Source organism: Cytophagia bacterium CHB2 (assembly GCA_030263535.1).
GTDB lineage: Bacteria > Zhuqueibacterota > Zhuqueibacteria > Zhuqueibacterales > Zhuqueibacteraceae > Coneutiohabitans.
The window spans coordinates 1-15,306 of sequence record SZPB01000131.1; the positions used below are offsets into that span (position 1 = coordinate 1).

General features: G+C 54.3%; 11 protein-coding genes. 2 read left to right on the forward strand and 9 right to left on the reverse strand.

What is annotated here, in order from left to right:
• Both FBQ85_14095 and FBQ85_14100 read left to right on the forward strand, forming a co-directional pair.
• Nucleotides 1-1,273 (forward strand): PAS domain S-box protein (locus FBQ85_14095; protein MDL1876286.1); only part of this gene is annotated, 1,273 nt, incomplete at its 5' end.
• Nucleotides 1,274-1,331: 58 nt separating this feature from the next.
• Nucleotides 1,332-2,117: a response regulator gene (locus FBQ85_14100; GenBank protein MDL1876287.1), complete on the forward strand. Its 786-nt coding sequence runs from the start codon at nucleotides 1,332-1,334 to the stop codon at nucleotides 2,115-2,117.
• 481 nt (nucleotides 2,118-2,598) lie between these two features.
• Here FBQ85_14100 and FBQ85_14105 read toward each other — a convergent pair whose 3' ends face one another.
• The 9 genes from FBQ85_14105 to FBQ85_14145 all read right to left on the reverse strand — a co-directional run.
• Nucleotides 2,599-5,439: a WD40 repeat domain-containing protein gene (locus FBQ85_14105; protein MDL1876288.1), complete on the reverse strand. Its 2,841-nt coding sequence runs from the start codon at nucleotides 5,437-5,439 to the stop codon at nucleotides 2,599-2,601.
• Between the two features lie 18 nt (nucleotides 5,440-5,457).
• Nucleotides 5,458-6,672, reverse strand: a complete 1,215-nt coding sequence (locus FBQ85_14110) for a type II and III secretion system protein (GenBank protein MDL1876289.1) — start codon at nucleotides 6,670-6,672, stop codon at nucleotides 5,458-5,460.
• A gap of 19 nt (nucleotides 6,673-6,691) precedes the next feature.
• Nucleotides 6,692-7,609, reverse strand: a complete 918-nt coding sequence (locus FBQ85_14115; GenBank protein ID MDL1876290.1) for a hypothetical protein — start codon at nucleotides 7,607-7,609, stop codon at nucleotides 6,692-6,694.
• A 147-nt stretch (nucleotides 7,610-7,756) separates the two neighbouring features.
• Nucleotides 7,757-10,630: a hypothetical protein gene (locus FBQ85_14120; protein MDL1876291.1), complete on the reverse strand. Its 2,874-nt coding sequence runs from the start codon at nucleotides 10,628-10,630 to the stop codon at nucleotides 7,757-7,759.
• Between the two features lie 95 nt (nucleotides 10,631-10,725).
• Nucleotides 10,726-11,877, reverse strand: a complete 1,152-nt coding sequence (locus tag FBQ85_14125; GenBank protein ID MDL1876292.1) for a twitching motility protein PilT — start codon at nucleotides 11,875-11,877, stop codon at nucleotides 10,726-10,728.
• Between the two features lie 154 nt (nucleotides 11,878-12,031).
• Complete coding sequence (locus FBQ85_14130) at nucleotides 12,032-12,946, reverse strand: hypothetical protein (protein MDL1876293.1); 915 nt, start codon at nucleotides 12,944-12,946, stop codon at nucleotides 12,032-12,034.
• A 90-nt stretch (nucleotides 12,947-13,036) separates the two neighbouring features.
• Complete coding sequence (locus FBQ85_14135; protein ID MDL1876294.1) at nucleotides 13,037-13,609, reverse strand: hypothetical protein; 573 nt, start codon at nucleotides 13,607-13,609, stop codon at nucleotides 13,037-13,039.
• 34 nt (nucleotides 13,610-13,643) lie between these two features.
• Complete coding sequence (locus FBQ85_14140; protein ID MDL1876295.1) at nucleotides 13,644-14,177, reverse strand: hypothetical protein; 534 nt, start codon at nucleotides 14,175-14,177, stop codon at nucleotides 13,644-13,646.
• A 105-nt stretch (nucleotides 14,178-14,282) separates the two neighbouring features.
• On the reverse strand, nucleotides 14,283-15,306 hold a 1,024-nt coding region (locus FBQ85_14145; protein MDL1876296.1), incomplete at its 5' end, for a type II/IV secretion system protein.

The window sequence follows — 15,306 nt, forward strand, 5'->3', positions numbered from 1 at the left end:
GAGCGCATGGGTCGTACTGATCGTTTGTGAAGACATCACCCCGCGCAAGCAAGCGGAACACGAAATCCGCCGGCTCAATGAAGAATTGGAACAGCGCGTGATCGCGCGCACGCTAGCATTGCAGGAAAGTGAAACGAAATTCCGCACCCTGGCAGAAATGGCGACAGCCGGAATTTTCATTTACCAAGATGGCCGGCTGCGTTACGTCAACCCCGCGACACAACAAATCACAGGATACACGCAAGCGGAACTGATGGTGCGGGATCCCTGGGGTCTGTTGCCGCCGGAACGCCAGCCGGAGGCGCGCACACGCGGCCTGGCGCTGGAGCGCGGCGAAGCCGTGCCCACACACTACGAATTGCAAATGATCACCAAACACGGCGCGAAACGTTGGATCGATTTCACCGCCCGCCTGATCGAATTCGAAGGCCGGCCCGCGATATTGGGAACGGCTTTGGACATTACCGCGCGCAAAAATCTGGACGCACAATTGCAAAAATATACTGAAGACTTGGAGGGCTTGATCGCCCAGCGTACTGCGCGCATTCAAGAATTGGAGCGGCAGCGTGCCGAACAGGAAAAGCTTGCTGTGAGCGGGCGCATGGCGGCGCGCATTGCACATGAGATCAATAACCCGCTCGGCATCATTCAAAATGCCGCCAAGCTGGTGGGCCGTGCCGTGCCGCAAGACCACCGCCATTTCGCATATGTCGGCTTGATCGAAAAAGAAATTGCACGCATCGCACGCATCGTCCGGCAAATGCTCGATCTCCATCGGCCGCAGCGCCAATCGCCCAAAATCTTTCGGCCCAGCCAAACCATCGCCGATGTCATGGCGTTACTGCAGCCGCGCGGCGAGGAATTCAACATTCGCCTCGAGCACGATTTGCAGCGCGCCCATGCCACGGTCAACCTGCCCGAAGACATTTTGTGGCAAATTCTTTATAACGTAATCGTCAATGCCATCGAAGCCTCCGCCGCCGGAGGCCGGGTTCACGTCTCTGCCGCCGTGGCGCCGGAACACTTGCGGGTCGAGGTAACGGATCAAGGTCAGGGCATACCGGAGGACATCAAAACCCGCATTTTCGAACCATTTTTCACAACCAAAAGCACCTCCACCACCGGCGGCATGGGCTTAGGCCTGGCGATTTGCAAAAGCCTGCTCGACGCTCTCAACGGTGAAATCGGCTTCCAGAGCAACGGAAACAACGAAACTATTTGCACGATTGTGATCCCGCTGGCGCAACCTCCGGACAACGAGTCGCTTCGTTAAATCGTCAGAAAGCGCCGGCCAACACAGCATCCGTACCGCCATCACAGCAGAATAACAAATGGAGACACACATGTCTGAGTTGGGTAGAATTTTGATTGCGGATGATGAAGTCGGTTTCGCCGCCGTCACCGCCGACCTGTTGCGCGAGGAGGGATATTTCTGCGAGTGTGCGGAAGACGCTTATCGGGCCAAAGCCTTGCTCTCCGCCCAGGAGTATGACTTGCTGATCGCGGATATAAAAATGCCGGGCAATGACGGGCTGGAACTTGTCGAGTCGATATCGGCCCTTGCAGAGAGCATCCCGGTCATCTTGGTCACGGGCTATCCTTCACTCGACACAGCCATCAAGTCCACGCGGCTGTCGGTTGCCGGCTATTTGGTGAAGCCCACGCCCTTTGAAGACTTGCTGCAATTGGTGCGGGAAGCCGTGATGCGCGCGCATGCCTCGCGCTTGTTAACGAAAGCGCGCAACCAACTGCAACACACGCAGCAAGAGTTGAATGCTTGGGGAAATTTGAAAACCCTGACGGCCCCCAAAACCTCGTTGGCCGAGATCGACATCTTTTTACATCACGCCATTCGTAATATCGTTGCCAACGTGACGGACTTGAAAAATCTCACACAAGCGCTGGCACAGAACAGGCCAAAACAACAGGTATGCCAACTTCTCAATTGCCCGCGGCAGATTGAGTTGGCGCAGGCAATCGCCGAGGCTGTTCGAGTTTTGGAAAAAACCAAAAATTCATTCAAATCCAAAGAACTGGCGGCGTTGCGGTTGAATCTGGAAAGGGTGCTCAATGCGACACATGAACACGCCGCAAACACGATTGTCAAGTCTGACTGACATCACAAAATCCGTGGCCTATTTTTTCCGCAACTTTCAGGCTGTGAAGTATATTTCAGCAAATGCATTGCACGAGCAGCGTTCGGATGGGGTCGTTAGTCTGAGCTTTTTGCGTTGAAGTCGCGCGGCGTCCATCTACAAATCATTTGAGATGGCCTTGTCGGACAAGACCTGGGCTTGTAAGTCGAAGGCGCAATCAAACTACACATGACTCATGTGGGTTTGATTGCGCCTTTTTTGTTGATAGGAGTCGCCTTGAACAACTTACTCATTTTCTTTAAGCCGCTAATCACCGCGAATGGCCGCTGATGCTTTTTAATTCGCAGTGATTCGCGTCTATTCGCGGTTGGAGATTGAGAAAGTTATTTGATTGTCGCTCCTAGTACTACAGCGTCAAGTCGAATTCTACGGCACAGACAAATAGCTCCAAAAAGGCGAAATGTAAAAACGAAGGACAACGCCCTGGAAAATCTTCAATATTTTAGGCGTGGTTAAAATAGTGTTTGCGACAATATTTCAGCTTCAACAGTTTTGCACTTGCTCCCAAATGCCGGCCGCAAACCAAACACCTCCCTGAACTTTCGCGCCGCGCCTGGCGATCCTGTTCGAGTGGTGCTGACCTATCCATTGCAGCGTCAGGCGCGCCAAGTTCGGGCGACGGATTGGCGATTTTTTGATCATCTTCGTCAAGCATTTGCTCGCCCAAAAGCTCGCCCGCGATTTGTTTGAGAATATTGTCAACCACGCGCGAGCTTTTTCTCGGTGCAGCAGTATTATCCATCTCAACCACATTATCTTGGGCCTCTGGCTGCGACAGATCGCGCTGTTGATAAACAGTTTCGATCTTCAAAGGGGCTGCATCCACGACGTTCTCGGGAACGGCGTACGGCTTTTCCAGCGTCACGCCGCTTCCCAACGCTCGTGGCGAAACGGAGCGTTCGTAGGGCTTTTTCCGGGCTTGCGCCTGGTACGACGGCGCTGCACTGCTGCTGCGGCCGTGCGCCTGCTTGCGCGAAATGGGCCGCGGAATTGGCCGTGGTTCTTCATTCAAATCGCGAATATCAAACTCGATCGCTTGCTCTGCGGCGCCGCTTGTGATCTTACCCGCGGGCCGCGGCGTGATCATCCGGCCCCAAAACCTGAGACTGCCGGTTTCATCTCCAGTGACGAGAATCGTGCCGTCCGGGCTAAACGCGCTCGTGGTCAAATCGCCGGCAATCACATGAGCCAGCTTGCCGTCGTGCACATTCCACAACTTGATGCTGCGATCCTGAAAGTCGGTTGCCGCGAGAATGGTTTCGTCCGGACTGAAGCGCACAGCCGTAATGCCCGGTGAAAACGGTGTAAGATTGTGCAGCAATTTGCCGTCGGTCGCATCCCAGATCTGCAGCGACTGGCCGTAATTCACCGTTGTCAGAATCGATCCGGAAGAGCTGAGCGCCAGCCAGCTTATGTTGCCGGTTTTGGCGGGAAGCGCGTACAGCAATGCGCCATCTTCGACCTGGTAAAAACGAACACTGCCATCATTCGCGCCGGTAATCAAAATCTTGTCATTGACGCTAAACGCCAGGCTGTGCGCTAAACCGGAGCATCCCAAAAAGCGATTGCGCAAAGTGCCCTGCTCCACGTCCCACAACATTGCTGTATTATCCGGGCTGCCGGTGGCCAGCATTGTGCCGTCATGGTTGAAAACCACGGTGTCGACACTGCTCTTGTGACCGCTCAAGCGCTGCGTCATACGGCCGTCGCTGACACGCCACAGCGTGGCGTCGCGATTGTTGCTGCCGATGGCCAGCAAACTGTCATTCGGGCTGAACGCCAGGCATTGCACCGGCACACCGGGTTCGCCGATTTCCCGCAGCAATTGTCCTTTCGCGACATTCCACAGCTTAACCATTCCCTTACGATCGACGCTCGCTAGAATGGCGCCGTTGTGGCTGAACGTCAACTCGCTGATGGCGTCGGTGTGCCCTTGCAAGGTGAAGAGAAGCTGGTTGTCGCTCAAGCGCCAAATCCGCACCGTGCGATCGGCGCCGCCGCTGGCCAAATGATTACCATGCGGGCTGATGGCGATAACATTGACACGGCCGTAATGCGCCGACATTTTGTGCAAACCCAGCTTGTGCACCAGCAGCGATTGAAAGATCAATTCGATTTGCTGTAGCAAACTCATGGCATCACGATTGTCAAAGTAAGTGTGCCGCGAGATGCAGGACTTGGCTTCCTTGAGAATGCGGTGCATATCCGCTTCCGCATTTTTGGCTTCTTCTGAAAGGTAAACCCAGTCTGTCAGAATGCGCTCGACCTTCTGCAACTTGTAGCCCAGCTCATCGCCACTTTTCTGCCGCAACTGCTTGAACAGATCGGTGATTTCCTTGCGGGTATAGCGGAACGAGGGATCGACTTCGGCCTTGAGGCAGTATTCTTCATTCAACGAAATGGCCTTTTCCAAAACCGTGGCAGCCGTTCTGCCGTCGCCGATGAGCGCCGCCATCTTGGCGGTATGATAATGGCTCTCAGAAAGCTGCGGATAGATCTGCCCGGCCATTTTTGAAAGGCTGAGGGATTCCTGAATCAAACGGCCGGCCTCGATTTTGTTGCCGTTTTTGCCCTGCATGTCGGCCTGCGCATAGCACGAGATCGCTGCATGCAACAGGGCCTCGCCGGCAAACTGGGAGGCTTCGGGCAGCAGTTTCATTTCAGCCTTGGCATACCGGCCGGCAGCGCGCAAATGCCGTTCGGCTTTGGCGAGATCGATCAGGTTGCACTCTTCGTTGATGCCGTACAAATAGAGCTTGCCGATCAACAATTGCGTCATGAAATTGGTATCGTCTTTCTTCTCGGATTCCAGGAAGGCTTCGAGCGCCTTGTCGAGCAGGCCTTTCACCAGCCGCTCGCAGCCGATGCGATAAAACTCCTTGGCCTGGGTGAGCACCGGATTTTCCAGCGTCGCGTGAATGGCGTCCAGCCGCTTCTCCAGATTCAACATGGTCTGGCTCTGCAGCCGCAATTGTTCCACCACCAGCGCCATGTGATAATCGAAGCTGTTGCGCAGCGCATGAATGGCTTCCCCGCTGGCTTTCAGTGCGACATCTATCTTGCCGAAATCAGACTCGATCGTGTTCGTCACCGCATCATAGCTGGGGCCGTATTTTTTCTCCAGGGCATACGAGCTTGCCACCAGCGCGCGGGTTTGTTCCGGCACCGGCACCGGCGCCTGCTTGCTGCTCTGGCGGATATTACCTTTCAAATCTTTGACAAAGGAAGAGACCCGCAGATACTGTTCCCACGTCAATTTTGAGCCTAAGTGGAAGAGCGACATGTTCGATCCTTTTGCATCTTACTTGAGACGATTCGACTGCGGCGAGCGACGGGGCTCGCGTGCCTGGCTTTTTCGGGTGCCGCGAATTTTATCATTGTCAGGTACCGATCGCCTAAGTTCCTGCCATTCACGACCCACTTCGTCCTGGACATTGATGGGTTTGAGTTTACGTCCCAGCAAGCTGGGAACGATTTTCGCTTCGAGCAAAATCACCAGCTCTTTTTTGCGCACACGTTTGCTGCTATATCCAAAGAGGTAGCCTAAAACGGGAATGTCTTTCAACAATGGTATGCCGACGCGCACTTTGGTGGTTTCATGGCTGAGCAAGCCGGCCATCACGGTTTCCTCGCCGTCCAGCAACAACACATGCGTTTGGCCTTCAGTAACGTTCTTGGTCACACCGACGGCGTCCGGCTGCACATCGCTGCGTTCGGCCACCAGCGTCAGATAGATGAAAGTTGAATCCCGGCGGCCCATAACCGTCGGCGTGACCGTGAGAATCACGCCCGATTCATATTCCGTGAAGCGCGTGTTGCCGGCAAAATCCTGCAAGGTCAAGAAGAAATTTTTCCCAACTTTGATTTTCCCCTGCTCGCCGTCCATCACCCGGATTTTGGGGCGCGCAATGATTTCGCCCAAGCTCCGGCTTTCAAAAGCGCGCAAGAGCGCATTGACATTCACCTGCCCGCGAATCGTGCCGCCGGCAGACACGCGCAACACATCCTTCACGAGCTGATCGGCGCTGAAGGTTTGAATTTGCACGGTGCCGTTCTTGAAGGTGCTCCAGTTAATGCCGAATTCATGCAAGGCTTCATAATCCGCCTGAAAAAAAATGGCATTGATCTCGATCTCGCGCGTGGCAATGCTGATGTCGCTCGTCGTCGGCACCGGATCCGCCGAGGGCAGCATGTCGATCACTTCATAATACTGATCGCGCTGCTGATATTGCATCATATTCGAGCGCAAGATGTACTCCAGCGCCCGCTTCCAATGCATGTTTTCCACCGAAACGCCGATGGGTTTGGTGTGCGTCTTGCCGTCGATAATGATGCGGTTTTCATACCTCCGCGAGAATCCCCCGAGAATCTCCAGGGCCGTGTTCATCGGCACCGAAGGATTCAAGGAAATCATTTCATCCGCGCTATACGGCTGGGGCGGCGCGCTGTCATTGCCCTGCGCCCACACCGCCATGCCCCAACCCAAAACAAACAGCATTGTAAGTATTTTCTTCATCGGGTCTCGCGTTTCACATTTAATTGAATTCGATATTCAACCGGATGACCTTGCTGCCGCTTTCGGTGCGCAGCTCGAATGCGACCTGGTTGTTGCGTTGATCGATTTGCGTTAATTTGCCTCGCCGCACTTGCCCGCCGAGCGTCAAGGGGAAAACCTTGCCGTCTTGCGCGCGCAAATAGGCTTTGTTGTTGGTGATGGCCAATAGCGTCGCTTTCTCCGCATCCAGCAAATCAGGCGATTCATCCGCCGGCGGTGGAGGCGGCGGTCCCGCCGCAACCGGTGTGGCGCTGACCGCTTGAGGTTTGGGCGCAAGCGGAACCAGACTGCTGAAGGCGTCATGATTAAACTCCGTGACCCAATTCAGCTCGGGAGAGGCCATGGTCAGCTCGCTGCTGATCTCCCAATCTTTGGACATGGAGTACCCTTCAAACATGATGGTGAAATTCAACATCTGCAGATCTTTTTCGCTGCGATTGAATGTGACGCTTTTGATTTGATAGAGCAGAGGGTTGTGCGTCATGTACCAGATCAGCGAAAAAATGTCGCGATACTTGCCTTCACCGTTCAGCGTGTAGGAAAACGCCGTAAACTCGGCCTGGGGATTCTTGTCGTTCAAATAAAAATCAAAATCCAGATCGAGATTGTGCACTTGAATCAGCCAGTTGATATACGACAAGGAAAACGCCGGTTCTTCGGCATTCAGCAGCTTCTTGGGCGAACGTTGCCACTGCGCTTGCAGAGAATCGCGTTCCGCTTGCGCAATCACCAATGTTTCCGCGACTTCCAACCCGCCGCGCAGTTGCAAATTCAGCTCTTTATTCCTGTCCGCCACCAGCTCCAAAGCCTGCGCTTCGCGGCGCTGCCAAAAAAATCCCGCCGTGCTGATGAGCAGTAGAATAAAAAGCAGCGTAATACTGTTGCGTCTGGCATACATCTTTATCGACTCCGTCGTTGCTCACGACTTTAGGAACGAACCGTTGAGACGTTGACTACGATTGCTCGCGAGCTGCGCCGCGCGCGTGCGCACCGCTTCGTGAAAGCCGTCCTGGCTCTGCACGAAGACACAACGCTGACGAGCCTCCTACTTTAACATCACAATCCGATAGCTCTTGATGAACATATTGCCGATTTCCGCGGCTTTCTTCTCGGCCGCTTCCCGCGTGGCAAACGTGCCAATCAGCAAACGGTAACGCAATTGGCTCGATTCGGCGTCCTGATACGGCTCGACCGTGACATCCATGCCTTGCCGGCGATACGTCGTCGCGATCTGCTCCGGCGGCTGTTGCAATTCGCTGGTCACGGCTTCGATGGTATACCCCTTTGCTTCCGCATCTTGTCCGGCGGCAGCCATGGCCATCTTCGGCTGCGGCAATTCTCGCTGTATCGTGGTGCGCGGCGTTTGTTTGCTCACCATCACACGATAAACTTCCACCCCTTGATTCTTGTCATACACCGGCACCACAATCGCTTCGATGCCGCGCCGGCGATACCCCGCGGCATACCATTCCGCCAGCTCTTTGGTATGGCAGGTGATCGCTTCGACTTTATCGCCAAAGTCTTCCGCGCGCGAGGACACGGCGGGCTTGGCGGTTATTGTAGTTTGCCTGGCTTCATTGACAACATTCTTTCCCGCGCGATTTTCACTTGCTCCGGTTTGCACCATCTTTGTATCAGACATCTCTCGCCGGGTCGCGGGAGCGGAATTCTGCTTGCCTATCATCACGCGAAACCATTGTATGCCCTGGTTTTTGTCGTAATAAGGCGCAACCACGGCTTCAATGCCCCGTTTGCGATAACCCGAGGCATACCATTCCGCCAACTCTTTGGTATGGCAGGTCATGGCCTCGACTTTGTCCGGATACTCGTTTTCCGGTGGGGCAGCAGCAACCGGCGCTGCCACCGGCGTGGTATTTGAACGATTCGCAGCGCCGTTGGGCGCACGCGCCGTTGCCACGGCTTGTTTTTCGCGTTGCGGCACAACACTTCTCGCAGGTGTTGACGCAGCGCTCTCTGGCTTGTTTTTGCGTTCCGGCTGCGCCGGCAAAGTTTTGCTTTGACGTTCTGCAATTCGTTTGCTTTGCGAGTCAAGCTTGCGTTCCTCCAAAACCGGTTTCGGGTTTGCCGCCTTTGCCGCGGCTGCTTTTGCCAACGCGCTTCCCAGCGTGCCTTCCACCGGTTTCAGCGTGGCCGTGCGTGAGGCCGGGGGAACTGCGGCCGGCTGCGACGCTTTGGGTTTTGCAGCAGCAGACAACGGTATTTCGGATTGCACCGCAACAGCAGGCGCTTGAGCAATCTCGGTTGGCGCCGGCGTTTCCACGCCGCGGGTCCCCGCCGTGGTCAAAACCAAGCTGCGGTTGGCGGCAAGCTGACTGGCGTCAATAATGCGAATGCCGTTCTGCGAAAACTCAACATTATCCCCGGTCTCCCGGCGTTCCAATTCGAAGGCAAACAGTTTTGATTGCGAAGAATCCGAGCGCGTCATGCGGCGCAAATTTGCCCGTTCCAAAAGCTCGGCCAGCACCGGCACTTTGGCGCGATTCATCGCGGTACCGCGCACCGTGAAGCCGTCGGCCTGCTTGACGATTTCATCCACCCAGATGCTGCCCGTTTGCCCAACACTGGTGTTCAATTTCTGCAAGAAGGTAATCAACGCATCGTGTTTGCGGCCCAAACTGTCAGCCAGCGCCATGTGCTTCTTGAGACGATTACTTTCATTTTCAATATCAAGCACACGGTCAACGGTGGACTGATTGCTTTTGATGCGCAATTCCAACTGCGCGTTTTGCGACTCGATAGCTCTGATTTGCCCGCGCGTTTGAATGATTTGCCAGGTGAAAAAGAAGGCCGCCAAACCGGTAAGCGCCAGCAGAGCATAACCATAATAGTTGAGCTTGAGTACCTGCTGCTGGTCGATTAAATCTTGCGGCAGCAGATTCAACGGAATAAACGCAGGGTGATTCGGCTCCAGCAGCTTCCAGGCCAGCGCGATCGGCACGGCAAATTCGGAAAACGTCTGGCCCTGCAATTCATTGGCCGGGAGGTTGCCCAACGCCTGCGAGGTGGAGGCGAGATAACTAACCGTGGCCGTTTCAAAATAAGAAGCGAAGAAATCGCGCGCATTGATGCGGCTGCTCTTGCCCGCCAATAAAATCGAAGAGATTTCTGGAATTTCCGCTTCGTCCTGCTCGTAAAGCAGCTTGCGGTAAATCACCTCCAAATTCTCCGGCGAAGACACGCCTTCGTGAATGATGGAGCTGACGTGAAACAGATCCTTGCCCTGCAAAAAAATCAGGCGCGTGAAATCATCTTCAATATTGATAATAACCGTAATCCTGTCGGCTTCCAGCTCGGCGTCGGTGCGGGCGAGATTGGCCAGCGCCACCTCGGTGGTATCCATCAACGCCAAAAACAGATTATTTTTGACGAAGCTGTTCACCTCACGCAAAAGCATCATCGTGGGCGGACGCTTTTCATACGTGAGCATGATTTCCGAGCCGTCACGCGAACGCAAACGCTTGACGCCGACCTCGGGATTAATCGGCTTATCCTCTGCGGCGTCCGCCCCCGCAGCGCCCTCGCGCTGATACGTCACCATCGACAAGGGCAGATTGAAAGCGATTTTGACTTTTCGGGTGGTATATTTTCCCAGCAACTGATAGAGAATTTCGAGATTGGCGCTATCCTGCTTGTAAGCGCTGTCGCTGGTTTCCTTTTCGCCAAACGTGTCTTTCAAGCCAAACGCATCTTTCAACCCGAAGGCGTCTTTCGACTCGACCTCACCCCCCTCTTGGGGAGTCGTCGTGTCGGCGGGTTGCTGCTCCAGCGTGGTTGCCAATTTTGCTCGCTCTAATCCCTCAATCCGGATTTGACCCTTGTTGCTGGTCAAATGCGCCAAGCGAACCTCGGTTCCGCTGACGGCCAGACCGAGTGCGTGTTTGATGTTGAAGCGATTCATATGTGCAAGGGGTATCGACGATGCAAGCAACCTTCCCGGCTGTCGCGTTCTCTCCATTGATGATAACAACGACTTCGCGCAGAGCCGGAGCGCCGCTAGCGATCGTACTTGATCAGGTCTTCAAAGCGTTTCTTGTTGTTGGCATTGTTGATGGCTTCTTCATAGGAAATGATCCGGCTTTTGTACAAACGGGCCAAATCCTGCTCCATCGTAACCATGCCCTCATTGCCGCATTGCTGAATGATCTGATAAATTTCTTCCGTATGATTGTTGCGAATGGCGGCGCGCACGGAAACATTCGCCACCATCACCTCCTTGGCCAGCACGCGTTTGCCGTCCAAACTGCGAATCAGCTTTTGCGAGATCGCACAGGTCAACACGCTCGCCAGGCGCTCACGAATGCGCGGCTGTTCCGGCGGCGGCGATTCGCCCAAAATACGATCGATGCTTTCCACGGCAGATGAGGTGTGCAGCGTCGCCATGACTTTGTGGCCGCTGTCTGCCGCCTCCAAAACCGTGGCGATGGTATCCGGATCGCGCATTTCGCTAATGACGATGATGTCCGGATCCTGGCGCAACCCCTGAATCAAACCTTCTTTAAAGGAATGCACGTCCCGGCCCACCTCGCGGTGGCGCACCACGCATTTTTGCGACACGTGAATAAATTCGATCGGATCGCCGATGATCAAAATATGCCCGTTCGAGGTGCGATTGTTCGCGTCAATGATCGTGTCGAGCGTCGCACTCTTGCCGGAGCCGGTGATGCCGGTCACCAAAATCAGGCCGCGCTTTTCATACTCCAAATTCATCAAACGCGCCACCTGCCGGTGGAAGGCCAGTTCCTGAAACGGCCGCAGTTCGGGATTGATGCGGCGCATGCTCAGCGACAGGTGATTCAGCTCCCAATAAATCGAAGAACGAAAACGCCGGCGCCCCAGCGGCGTGACAAGCTGATAGGAAAAATCCAATTGCCGGTTTTTCCACAACTCTTCGCGTTCCACCGGCGTCAGCAAGTTGAGCAGCATGATGTTGGTTTCAACGGCGGTGAATTCGCCCATTTCCGGATGAAACGGCCGCTTGATGCCGTAGACGCGATACCAAACAAAACCGCTGCTGCCCACCGCGCCGAAATCCATGTCGGAGGCGTCCTTGTTCTCCATGCTAATCATCAAAAACTCTACCGCCTGCCGGAGCTGTTCGCGGATTTCAACCGGCTGGCTATCCAGTAGTTGCCCGATGATTCCCATCTGCTCGGCGCCTTCGGCGCGCGACGGAATTTGCGGGATCAAACGGGCAAGTACGGTTTTGGCATTCTGCAGACGTTGATCTAACACGATTTTCCCTGTAATGACTCAGCCAATTTGAGTTAAGGTGTTCTTTTGCGCAGTCACAGCCGCCATTTTATTTCCACGAAATCACACGAATGGGGGCGTTGTCCGGCGCATAATTATCGATAAACGCGCGCCAAAACTCCGGCTTGTGCTGAACGTTGATCGGATAGCCCACACCGTCCACTTCGCCCCAGGTCACGATTCCGCCAGTCACCTGACTCGCGGCGGTTTCATGGTTGTAGACTCGGGAAGTAGCGTTGGGCAGATACAACACGCCGTTTACCGTGGCATTCTCATTCAACAACACATCACCTTCGACGATATAAATTCCGTGAATCGTGCGATCGTCACGAACATGAAGATCGCCGGCGACCCGGACGACGTTGGGCACATTAAACGCATAATAGAAACTGCCGTTGGGGAAGGTGTCACTCGGGTGAAAATGCGATTCGTCATCTTCGTTATACACATGAAACTGCGCCGCCGCTGCATTCATCAAACCGGTTTTGTTGATCTTGGGCATGAAGGGCGCTTTTTGCATGGTCAAATTCGAATTGACATTGCCGAGCGAGTCTTTGGTGACGGTGCTGATGACCGTGTCCTTGGACCAGACGGCAAAGTTGTCGAAGCGGCGGTCAAACGCCACGACTTCGGTTGTGCTCGCCGTGTCGCCGTTGGCGCCGGTTGCGCGGATGCGCACGCGATAATCTCCGATGCTGGCATCATCGCTGGCGTCTTCGATCTGCACATTAACCTCATTTCCGGCCAGCATGAGATTGCTGTAGCCGTCGCGCCAACTGGAATCCAAGTAAAGCCGGTTGAGCGCCATGTATGCGCCGCTCGTTGCAGCATTTTTAGAGGAATATCTGGTGAAGCTATCCACCACGCGGCTGGTGGAGTCAACCAAGCGCTGATTTTTGCTGAGCGAGAGCACGCCAAATGACATGGCAAAGCCCGAAAGCAGTATCAATAAAGTTCTTCCCATGTTTGCCTCTACCTATAACTCGAAAATTGAAACGATCATATGAAGAGTTTCAGCTTGACTTTCCTTCTGCCTTTGCACCTCAACGCTGCACTATTGTGCGATCAAGCTCGGGGGCGTAAAGCGGCCCAGCCAAACGAATTTCGGATATTGATCGTCAGCGCCGTAATTGCCCTCGACCGTCAGACTCACCACCAGGGTGCGAATGTTCGCCAAACTGCCGGCAGTGTTGCCGGTGGAGTCATAATACAGAATGCGAAACTCGGTCAAGCCGGTTGAAATACATTCCGGCGTGCCGCCGTTGACCACGCGATAGAGCGCCTTGTCGTTGGGGTTCGGCGTGCTTTTCGCGATTTGATCCGAGGTGGTGCTCAAATAATACCGCATCGTTTCGATCACACCGTTGCCGTCGCTGTCGAGATTGTAGCGCACCTCCGAAGCGTTCGCGAGCGTAATCGCGGCTTGCGACGGATCGTTGAGGCCCAGACCGATGCGGGAAAAATCGCTATCGATCAATTGCACGACGGCATCCATGTCGCCATAGGCGATATGATCAATCGTGTCTAAAAGTGCATCGTTGCTGACGTCGCTGCTGAACTGCTGAAACGAGACCAGCACCATGCCGCCAATCACGATACTTGCAACCAATGAAAGCCAGGATCCCATGCGTTAAAGTCCTTGTCACGGGCAAAGCCCGAAATCACATATTCACGCCAAAATAACTGAAGACGTGTTTCATCGTAACGTTGGTGCCGCTCGGCAGCCAGGTACTCGTCACCGTCACCGTCATGCGTTTGAGATAGGTTTCCGTGTTGACGGTCGAATCCGGGTTGGCCTCGCTCACGTAGTGCACCTGAATGTTGACATTAAACGGAATGCCGCTGGTGCCGGTGAGATTGGTGTTGTTGCCGCTGACATAAATCGTCCGGGTCATGTTATGATAATCATCAACGTCATTAAGGGCGGGATAACTCTCCGAAGGGTTTTTACCCAGCCCGTTCCAATAGGTAAACCCGTCCGGCATGTCGTCTGGATCGATCACGCCCACGTTGGCGTCGAACTTTTTCGATTTGGCTTCCTCGATAAATTGCTGGGCCACCGAGGCGGCGGTTTGATAGACGCTCAAGTCTTGCAACGCTTCCCGGCCCTCGACATTGTTGCTGTTGATTTGCGTAATCAGCAGCGTTAGCAGCACCGTGCTCACCAGCACCAACAGAAGTTCACGATATCCCATGGCCTATATTCACGTTTCTACAAAAAGACAACCTTGCATTTTGAATTTTACACCTTACACGTTATACTTTATACAGTGTAAAGTGTAAGGTGTAACGTGTATATCCTATTCCACCGTCGCCGCCACCACTTCTTCAATGGTTGTGGTTCCCGATTTGATGCGTTCACGCCCGGAAGCGCGCAACGTCAACATACCGCCGCGAATGGATTCTTGACGAATCAAATCCTCGTCGATATTCTCGGCATTCTTCAAAATGATTTGCCGGATTTCCGGCGTGAATAACAACGCTTCGGTGATACATTGACGCCCGCGAAATCCCTGGTAACACTTGTCACAACCCACCGGCTGATAAAAAACCGTGTTACGGATTTCATGTTCGGTAAAGCCGACAAAACGCGCCATGTTCATGTCAATGTTCTTGGTCGCCTGCTTGCAATGCTCGCACAATTTACGTACCAAGCGCTGTGCCATAATCAGGTTGATGGCATTGGCAATGAGGAACGGCTCAACGCCCAACATGTACAAGCGCGAAACCGCGCTGGGCGCATCGTTGGTGTGCAGCGTCGAAAACGTGATATGGCCGGTGTTCGCCAAACTCACGGCGATTTCAGCGGATTTCAAGTCGCGCATTTCACCAACCATCACGATATCCGGATCGTGGCGCAAAATCGAGCGCAATGCTTGATCGAAATTCAATTTGGGGCCAAGCTTGACCTGGCGCGCGCCGCGAATCAAATATTCCACCGGCTCTTCCACCGTCACTACGTTTTTGGTCGGATCCATGATGCGGTGCAACGCCGCCACCAGCGTTGTGCTCTTGCCGCTGCCGGTGGGGCCGGTGATGATGATCACGCCTTGCGGCCGGCGAATCGCGGCGTCGAAATCCCGCGCCGCCTGTTCCTGCAAGCCCAAGAGATTCAAATCCGTGATCACCTTGCGATCATCGAGCACGCGAATGACGATACTCTCATAACGCCGTTGCGATTCCGAAACCACGATGGGCAGCACCGACACACGGAAACGAATGTGATAATTGTCGATCTTGCGCTGGATGTAGCCGTCTTGCGCGATATTGCGATTGAACCGATCGATGTTGATCGCCCGGTCTTTGATCACCGCGGCCACGGCC

Bases quoted from the DNA above. Each gene is read 5' to 3' on its own strand.
- FBQ85_14100 (MDL1876287.1), top strand. From the start codon at position 1,332: ATGGAGACACACATGTCTGAGTTGGGTAGAATTTTGATTGCGGATGAT.
- FBQ85_14110 (MDL1876289.1), bottom strand. From the start codon at position 6,672: ATGAAGAAAATACTTACAATGCTGTTTGTTTTGGGTTGGGGCATGGCG.
- FBQ85_14140 (MDL1876295.1), bottom strand. From the start codon at position 14,177: ATGGGATATCGTGAACTTCTGTTGGTGCTGGTGAGCACGGTGCTGCTA.
- FBQ85_14125 (MDL1876292.1), bottom strand. From the start codon at position 11,877: ATGGGAATCATCGGGCAACTACTGGATAGCCAGCCGGTTGAAATCCGC.
- FBQ85_14130 (MDL1876293.1), bottom strand. From the start codon at position 12,946: ATGGGAAGAACTTTATTGATACTGCTTTCGGGCTTTGCCATGTCATTT.
- FBQ85_14135 (MDL1876294.1), bottom strand. From the start codon at position 13,609: ATGGGATCCTGGCTTTCATTGGTTGCAAGTATCGTGATTGGCGGCATG.
- FBQ85_14115 (MDL1876290.1), bottom strand. From the start codon at position 7,609: ATGTATGCCAGACGCAACAGTATTACGCTGCTTTTTATTCTACTGCTC.
- FBQ85_14120 (MDL1876291.1), bottom strand. From the start codon at position 10,630: ATGAATCGCTTCAACATCAAACACGCACTCGGTCTGGCCGTCAGCGGA.
- FBQ85_14105 (MDL1876288.1), bottom strand. From the start codon at position 5,439: ATGTCGCTCTTCCACTTAGGCTCAAAATTGACGTGGGAACAGTATCTG.